At 66.5% G+C, this 6,789-nt stretch carries 8 protein-coding genes; 4 read left to right on the top strand and 4 right to left on the bottom strand.

The genetic code is table 11. The features are described from left to right. Positions 1-479, bottom strand: a 479-nt coding sequence (locus QOD90_RS17760; protein WP_526352034.1) for a TetR/AcrR family transcriptional regulator, incomplete at its 3' end; no start/stop codon positions are given. Between the two features lie 111 nt (positions 480-590). Here QOD90_RS17760 and QOD90_RS17755 point away from each other — a divergent pair. Then, positions 591-1,598, top strand: coding sequence for an aromatic ring-hydroxylating dioxygenase subunit alpha (locus tag QOD90_RS17755; RefSeq protein WP_526352032.1), 1,008 nt, complete (start codon positions 591-593; stop codon positions 1,596-1,598). 2 nt (positions 1,599-1,600) lie between these two features. Next, complete coding sequence (locus QOD90_RS17750; protein WP_526352030.1) at positions 1,601-2,341, top strand: spirocyclase AveC family protein; 741 nt, start codon at positions 1,601-1,603, stop codon at positions 2,339-2,341. Between the two features lie 9 nt (positions 2,342-2,350). On the opposite strand, the gene QOD90_RS17745 is transcribed toward QOD90_RS17750, so the two are convergent. From QOD90_RS17745 to QOD90_RS17735, 3 genes are read right to left on the bottom strand one after another with little or no spacing between them, the layout of a single operon-like run. Continuing rightward, on the bottom strand, positions 2,351-3,367 hold the full coding sequence (locus tag QOD90_RS17745) for a DUF2889 domain-containing protein (RefSeq protein ID WP_526352028.1): 1,017 nt from the start codon (positions 3,365-3,367) through the stop codon (positions 2,351-2,353). A 10-nt stretch (positions 3,368-3,377) separates the two neighbouring features. Then, complete coding sequence (locus QOD90_RS17740; protein WP_526352026.1) at positions 3,378-3,806, bottom strand: Zn-ribbon domain-containing OB-fold protein; 429 nt, start codon at positions 3,804-3,806, stop codon at positions 3,378-3,380. 1 nt (position 3,807) lies between these two features. Further along, positions 3,808-4,998, bottom strand: coding sequence for a thiolase family protein (locus tag QOD90_RS17735; RefSeq protein ID WP_526352024.1), 1,191 nt, complete (start codon positions 4,996-4,998; stop codon positions 3,808-3,810). A 108-nt stretch (positions 4,999-5,106) separates the two neighbouring features. Here QOD90_RS17735 and QOD90_RS17730 point away from each other — a divergent pair, with 108 nt between their 5' ends. Both QOD90_RS17730 and QOD90_RS17725 read left to right on the top strand, forming a co-directional pair. Continuing rightward, complete coding sequence (locus tag QOD90_RS17730) at positions 5,107-5,565, top strand: MaoC family dehydratase (protein WP_526352022.1); 459 nt, start codon at positions 5,107-5,109, stop codon at positions 5,563-5,565. Between the two features lie 31 nt (positions 5,566-5,596). Next, entirely contained in the window at positions 5,597-6,787 is a 1,191-nt protein-coding gene (locus QOD90_RS17725) for a thiolase family protein (protein WP_526352020.1), read from the top strand. Positions 6,788-6,789: the final 2 nt, after the last annotated feature.

Raw genomic sequence — 6,789 nt, 5'->3', positions numbered from 1 at the left:
AACGAGTCGAGGTCGGGGCGTGCGTTCGGCAGGCTGCCGTCGGCCAGACCCGCGGTCAGCGCGTCGGTGAGTAGCTCGCGGTGCCGGGCATAGGTGGCCTCCAAGGCAGCCGCGATGCCCGGCGCGCCCGTGACTTCGGTGGACATGAAGGCCAATGCGTCCCTAAATCGTGCCTCCTGCCAGCCAATACTCAGGTAGTGCTCGATCCACGCGACGACCGCACCGGCAGGCGTGTCCGCCGCAGCGACCGCCTCCTGCAGGTCGACCATGATCAGATCGCCCGCCCATGCCTGCATCGCGATGATGAGGTCGTCCTTGCACGCGAAGTGTCGGTAGAAGACCCGCCGGTTCACTCCTGCCGTCTTCAGGATCCGTTCGATCGACGTGCCTGCCGCCGTCGAGGCGGTGCCGTCGCTGATCAACCGGTACGCGGCCCGCATGATCGCGTCGCGTTCCGACTGGCGGCCGTCGTCCACCATGCTGTCGCTCCATTTTTGGGAATGTTATTCCCAAATTAGCACGCGTGTTGTTTGGGAACGCCATTCCCGATACGGTGAGGGCATATGTCGACGCCGTTGGAAGGAGAACACGTGAAGGGCTTGCCCAGCATGCAGCCGACCGGGTGGTTTCAGGTCGCCTGGAGCGCCGACCTCGCCGAGGGCGCCGTCATTCCACTGCGCTACTTCGGCGTCGAACTGGTCGCCTTCCGTGATCTGCAAGGAGCCGTTCACGTCCTCAATGCTCACTGCCAGCATCTCGGGGCCAACCTGTCCAGGGGTGGCTGTGTCGTCGAGGACGGCATTCAATGTCCGTTCCACGGCTGGGTGTGGAGCGGAGAGGGTCGCAACGTGCGCATTCCGTATGAGAACCGTCCCAACCGCGGACGCAAGGTGCGGTCCTGGCCGGTAACCGAGCTCAATGAGTCCATCTACATCTGGCACGACGCATCTGGACGCCCTCCGATGTGGGAGGTACCCGACGGCCTGAAGGTACTCGGCGACCACATTCACGCCCGGACGTACCTGCCCGTCGGACCCGAGGCACGGATCAGGTTCGCCGGAATCCACGTGCACCCCCAGGTCATCGCCGAGAACGCCGTGGACCCCCATCACTTCCGCTTCGTGCACAAGACGCCGGTCAGCCCGACGGTGCTTCGGGAGGACACCGATGACGTGACCTGGTCGGCCAAGGTCGGTTTCGGTCGAAGGTGGAGCGACGGAGCGGACACTCCGGGGGAGACCACCAACACCCTGGAGATCTACTGGTCCGGACTTGGCATCGCATTCAACGGCGAGCACACTCGCGAGGGTTACCGCGTCATCGCCATCTGTGCCACACCCGTCGACGATGCGACGTCGGACATCTTCTCCACGTACTGGATTGACGAAGCCAACGGCAGGTACGACGAGCGCCTCACGGCCGCGCAGGCAGCGCTGCCGGACGACATCGCGATCTGGGAGCACCAGATCTACATGGATCCGCCTGGGTTGACCACCTCGGAAGCCGCGGGGTTCAAGCAGCTGCGTACCTGGGCGCGCGGCTTCTACCCCGACTCCCAACCGGCCCTTGCTGATTCGACCCTTTCGGGCGCCGGTTGACCTTGAGCGCCGCGAACTACTTCGAGCTCGTCTCGGTCGCCGCATGCGCGGCGCTGATCGTCTGGGTCGTGATCGACACCCGCAAGCGCGGCGAGTTGGGTGTGGTCGGGCTGCTCGCGATCGCCGGGTTCAGCATCTTCTGGCAGGAGTTCTACGCCGACTGGGGCGCGTACCTGTCGTGGACGCCCGACTTCCACATGCTGCCCTGGGGTTCGACGACCTGGACCACACCGGACAAGCCCGCGATGAATCTCACCTCGTACCCGGTGTTCATGACGTCGGCCTTCCTTTCGATGCTGGCGCTGCAAAGGTGGGCGCGCGGGCGTTGGCCGGGAGTTCACCCGCTCTTGCTGAGCCTCGCCACTGCAGGCCCGGTGCTGATCGTCTTCAACCTGGTCATGGAATACGTCTCGGTGGAGACGTTCGGGCTGTGGACCTACGTCGACACCATCGGGCCGGTGCTGCACAGCGATGCGGGCACGATGCCGCTGCTGTATCCGAACATTCCGTTCGGTCTCTTCGGTGCGGTCACCGCCTTCCTCATCGGCTGGACCAACCAAGAAGGACGGCCTCGATTTGAGGCGCTCATCGCGAAACCCAGCCTCCCGCAGGGGCTCAAACGTGAGGTTCTGCGCGCGGTGGCATGGGTGATTACCTTCAACGTGACCTACTGGGTATGCCTGATCACGCCGGCCATCGTGATTCGGCTGACCTTGGGTGAGCCATCGACCTTGGTGCCCTGACAGGCGATGTCAGCCGCCTCGCACGCGGTCGATCAGCGCCTCGGCGTCGGCGACGCTGCGCAGTAGATCGTTGAGGTGGGTGCAAGTAGTGGTACCGAACAATTCCTGCCGGACCCGGAAGTGCAGTTCTCGCAACGTCATACCCGTTATCCGCTCGGCGCTGGCAACGGCCCCAGGGCACTCCTGCCAAGGCAGCACCCGCGGAGTCGCGGACGAATCGACGATCAGTCCGGAGTCGGCGTCCACGGTGGCGCTCAGCGTGTACTCGTGGATGATCGTCTCGACCCCGTCGGTTCGGACGTAGGTATCGCGGAACATCGCGTCGATGCCGATTCGTCCGGTGCCAACGGAGAAGGCGTCGATGCGGCGACGCCGGCGCATCGCCTGCGGTGGCAACCGCACCACTGGGTGCCAGGCAAGTGGATCGTCGCCGTGGTCGAGGTCGGGTGCCTCGGGGCCGGTGACGATCACGGGATCGCCTGCCTCGAACGAATTCATCAGCAGTCCGCCGGTGGCGAAGCCGGCGCACTGGTCGGCGACCGGAAGGTACCCGGACTTGCCGACGTCCCCGAGCAGACCGGACGCCGACAGTGCGTGGCCGGAGATCAGCGTGGCGACGGGAACGTCGTCGAGCAGTGTGTAGCGCAGGTCTCGGGTTGCCCGCAGCTCTGGGGCGGCCGTGTCGGCGGCCGCACGGAACCCGCTCATCGCCGGTGCACCGGAGAGGTGGGATATTGCCGCGACGGGCGGCGTCACCTCGACGTGACGGACGACCCGGGCAATCAGTTCGATGGTGGCCGACAAACCGGCCGCACCGAACTCGGAGACCTCGCCGTCCTCGTCTGTCCAGATGTCGCGCGCTCGACCGTTCAGGTACACCGGGTCCAGTGAACCCACGTCGCGGGTCATGTCGATCGAGGTGGTCCGGCGCGCGGACCCAGGGCGCCGCAACGGATTACCAGTCGTGGGCAGGTGCACCCCGTGCAGGGGATGAAGCCCGAAACGCGGGGTGCCCAGGTCAGTCACCCTTTGATCCCTAACCCGCGGGGCGGAACGCGAACGTCAACACCGGCTCGCCGTCGGCGGGCCGAAGCGTCGTGGTGGTGGAAACGAGGGGCTGGCCGATTCGTAGCTCGGCCGGCGTCGCGCCGACGATCAGCGTCTCCACCAGCACGCCTTCGGCCAACTCGACGAAGCCCACCACGTACGGCCTGAACCCGGCGGCGGAGCGATCGCCCTTGTACGGCAGGGGAGGCACGAACTCCTGGGTGGTGTAGGTGTAAAGCGTTCCCTCCGTGGATAACTCGATCGCCTCGATGTCTTCCTGGATCTCGGGGTCGCCGTCGAAGAGTTCGGGGCGCTCGGCGGGAAACTTCACTGCGCCCGACGAGCGCCTGCGCGACGCGAACAATACGGTGCGCTCGCCGTCGACTCGGAACAGTCCCTCGGTGATGAGTGCGGTCATCTCAGACCACCTCGATGACCATCGCGGCGCCCATGCCGCCGCCCGCGCACATGGACAGCACGCCGATTCCGCCACCGCGCCTGCGCAGTTCGTAGATGGCCGAGGTGACCATCCGGGCACCCGTCGCCGCAATCGGGTGGCCGAGGCTGATGCCCGAGCCGTAGACGTTGACGATCTCTTCGTCGAGTCCGAGTTCGCGGGCACACGCCACCGCTTGGGCGGCGAACGCCTCGTTGATCTCGAACAGCGCCACGTCTTCGAGCTTGCGGCCTGCCAACTCCAGCGCCTTGGGGATCGCCTTGATCGGCCCGCTGCCGGTGCGGGTCGGGTCCAGTCCAACCTGTGTCCACGACAGCACGCTCGCCAGCACGTTCTGCTGGGTGTCCGGAGACGCCAGCGCCACGACCGCGGCGGCGTCGTTGATGCCCGACGAGTTTCCCGCCGTCACCGAGAACCCCTCGATCTCTGGATGGAGCACCTTGAGTCCGGCGAGCGACTCCAGCGAGCTGCCGCGGCGAGGATGCTCGTCGACGGCGAAGGTAATGGAGCTGCCGTCGGCCTGGGGCACCTGGATGGGGATGATCTCGTCGACGAACGACCCGGCGTCGATGGCCTTGATCGCACGCTGATGGCTGCGGAGCGCCCACTCGTCCTGATCCTCGCGGGTGATCCCGTACTGGAGGTTGCAGTTGTGCGCCACGGTGATGGACATGTCCATGGCGGGCGCTTCGGCGGTCGGCGGATGCGACTCGGGGAACCACTGCGCGTAGTCCTCGGGGGACTTGCCGGAGGTGAAGGCCTTGCGCTTCTGCATGATCGGGCCGGTGGAGATCGACTCCATGCCGCCGGCCAGGATGGCGCGGCTCATTCCGGAGGCGATCTGGCCCGCGCCCACCGCGATGGCGGACAAGCTCGATGCGCACTGCCGGTTGACCGCCATCCCGGGAATGTCGAGCAGCCCGAGTGCCACCGCGACGTAGCGGGCGCTGTCACCGCCGCCCTGCATGCTCTCGGCCAGCACCAGGTCGTCGAACTCGGCCGCGTCCAGGCCCGAGCGTTCGATGACGGCCGACACCACGGGTTTGGCGAGTTCGACCGCGGGCACGTTGGCCAGCGTGCCGCGGCGCGCCGTGCCGATCGGTGTGCGTGCCGCAGCCACGATCGCTGCGCGGGACGTTCGGGACGAGGCCATGTGTCTCCCAAGTTCGCCGGGTATGGGGGCTGGTTGCCCACCGGGCGCGACCAGTCTATACCGTTAAATAGATATCGGTATTTCGGGTAGGCGGCGAGGGAGCAATCGGTGAAGGTGATCACGTCCGTGGACGACGCGGTGGCGACGATAGGTGAGGAACTAGGAGTCAGTCGCTGGGTCGACGTCGACCAGGAGCGCATCGACCAGTTCGCCGACGTCACGATGGACCACCAGTGGATTCACGTCGACGTCGAGAAGGCGAAGGCCGAGAGTCCCTACGGCGCAACGATCGCCCACGGCTTTCTCACGCTGTCGCTCATCCCTGGGGTCAGCAAGGACAACTACCGTGTCGAGAACGCGAAGATGGGCATCAACTACGGGCTGAACAAGGTGCGCTTCCTGTCCGCGGTGACGGCGGGCAGCAGGATCCGGGTCCGCTCCCATCTCGCGGACGCCACCCCGGTCGGCGACCACACCGTCAACTTGACCGTGCGGCACACCGTGGAGATCGACGGGGCGGACAAGCCTGCCGCCGTCGCCGAACTGATCGCAAGGTTCGTGTTCTGATGATCGTGTCGAGACGCGAGGAGGCGCACCAATGACCGGACCATTCGACGGAAAGGCAGTCCTCACCGGGGCGGGCAAGTCCCAGGTCGGGCGACGGCTGGGCCGCACCGGATTGGATCTGACACTGGAAGCCGTGCTGCGGGCGATCGAGGATGCCGGCCTGAGCGTCGACGACGTGGACGGGATCGCCAGCTACCCGGGACCTGGCGTGCCCGATGCCGGGTTCTCCGGAGCCACTGTCCAGGAGGTCCGCAATGCACTGGGACTGCGCTCTCGGTGGTACGTCTCGGCGATGGAGACCGCGGGCCAGATCGGCCCGGCGATCGAGGCGTGCATGGCGGTGAGCCTGGGCCTGGCCAACCACGTCGTCGTGTACCGGTCGGTGTGGGAGTCCACCGCAGCGGCGCAGGCGGGCGGCGGGCGCGCGTCAGTGCTGTTCGGCGGCGGGGAGCTACCCCCGCACCTCGAGTGGATGGCGCCCTTCGGCGCGTTGTCGGCGGCGAACTGGCTGTCGATGCCCGCCCAGCGCTACATGCACGACTTCGGTCTGACGCGCGAGCACCTCGGCCGCATCGCGATCAACGCGCGCACCAACGCCGGGCTCAACCCCGATGCGGTCTACCGCGAGCCGATGACGATGGACGACTACCTCAGTGCTCGGATGATCTCCGAGCCGCTGTGTCTCTACGACTGCGACGTGCCCTGTGACGGCGCCACCGCCGTGATCATCTCGCGTCGCGACGCTGCGAAGGGACTGCCGCGGCATCCGCTGACGGTGGAGTCGGTGGGGCCGGGCATGTTCGAACGCGCCACGTGGGACCAACGCTCGGACATCACCACGATGGCCGCACATGACTCGGGCGCCACGCTGTGGGAACACACGAAGCTGACCCCCGACGACGTGGACATGGCCCAGCTCTACGACGGCTTCTCGTTCCTGACCGTGATGTGGTTGGAGGCCTTGGGGTTCTGTGACCACGGAAAGGTCGGCGAATTCCTTGGGGACGGGTCGCGCATCGCGCTCGACGGCTCATTGCCGATCAACACCAGCGGCGGCCAACTCTCCGGCGGTCGGCTGCACGGCATGGGCTTCCTCCACGAGGCGTGCATTCAGATGTGGGGCGAAGGCGGCGACCGTCAGGCCCCCAAGACACCCGAGGTGGTCGCGGTCGGTGTGGGCGGCGGACCGGTGGCAGGGTCGATGCTGTTGAGCAGTCGGTAACT

Source organism: Mycobacterium sp. (assembly GCF_032161845.1).
Lineage (GTDB): Bacteria > Actinomycetota > Actinomycetes > Mycobacteriales > Mycobacteriaceae > Mycobacterium.
This window is presented reverse-complemented; position numbering and strand designations above follow the sequence as displayed.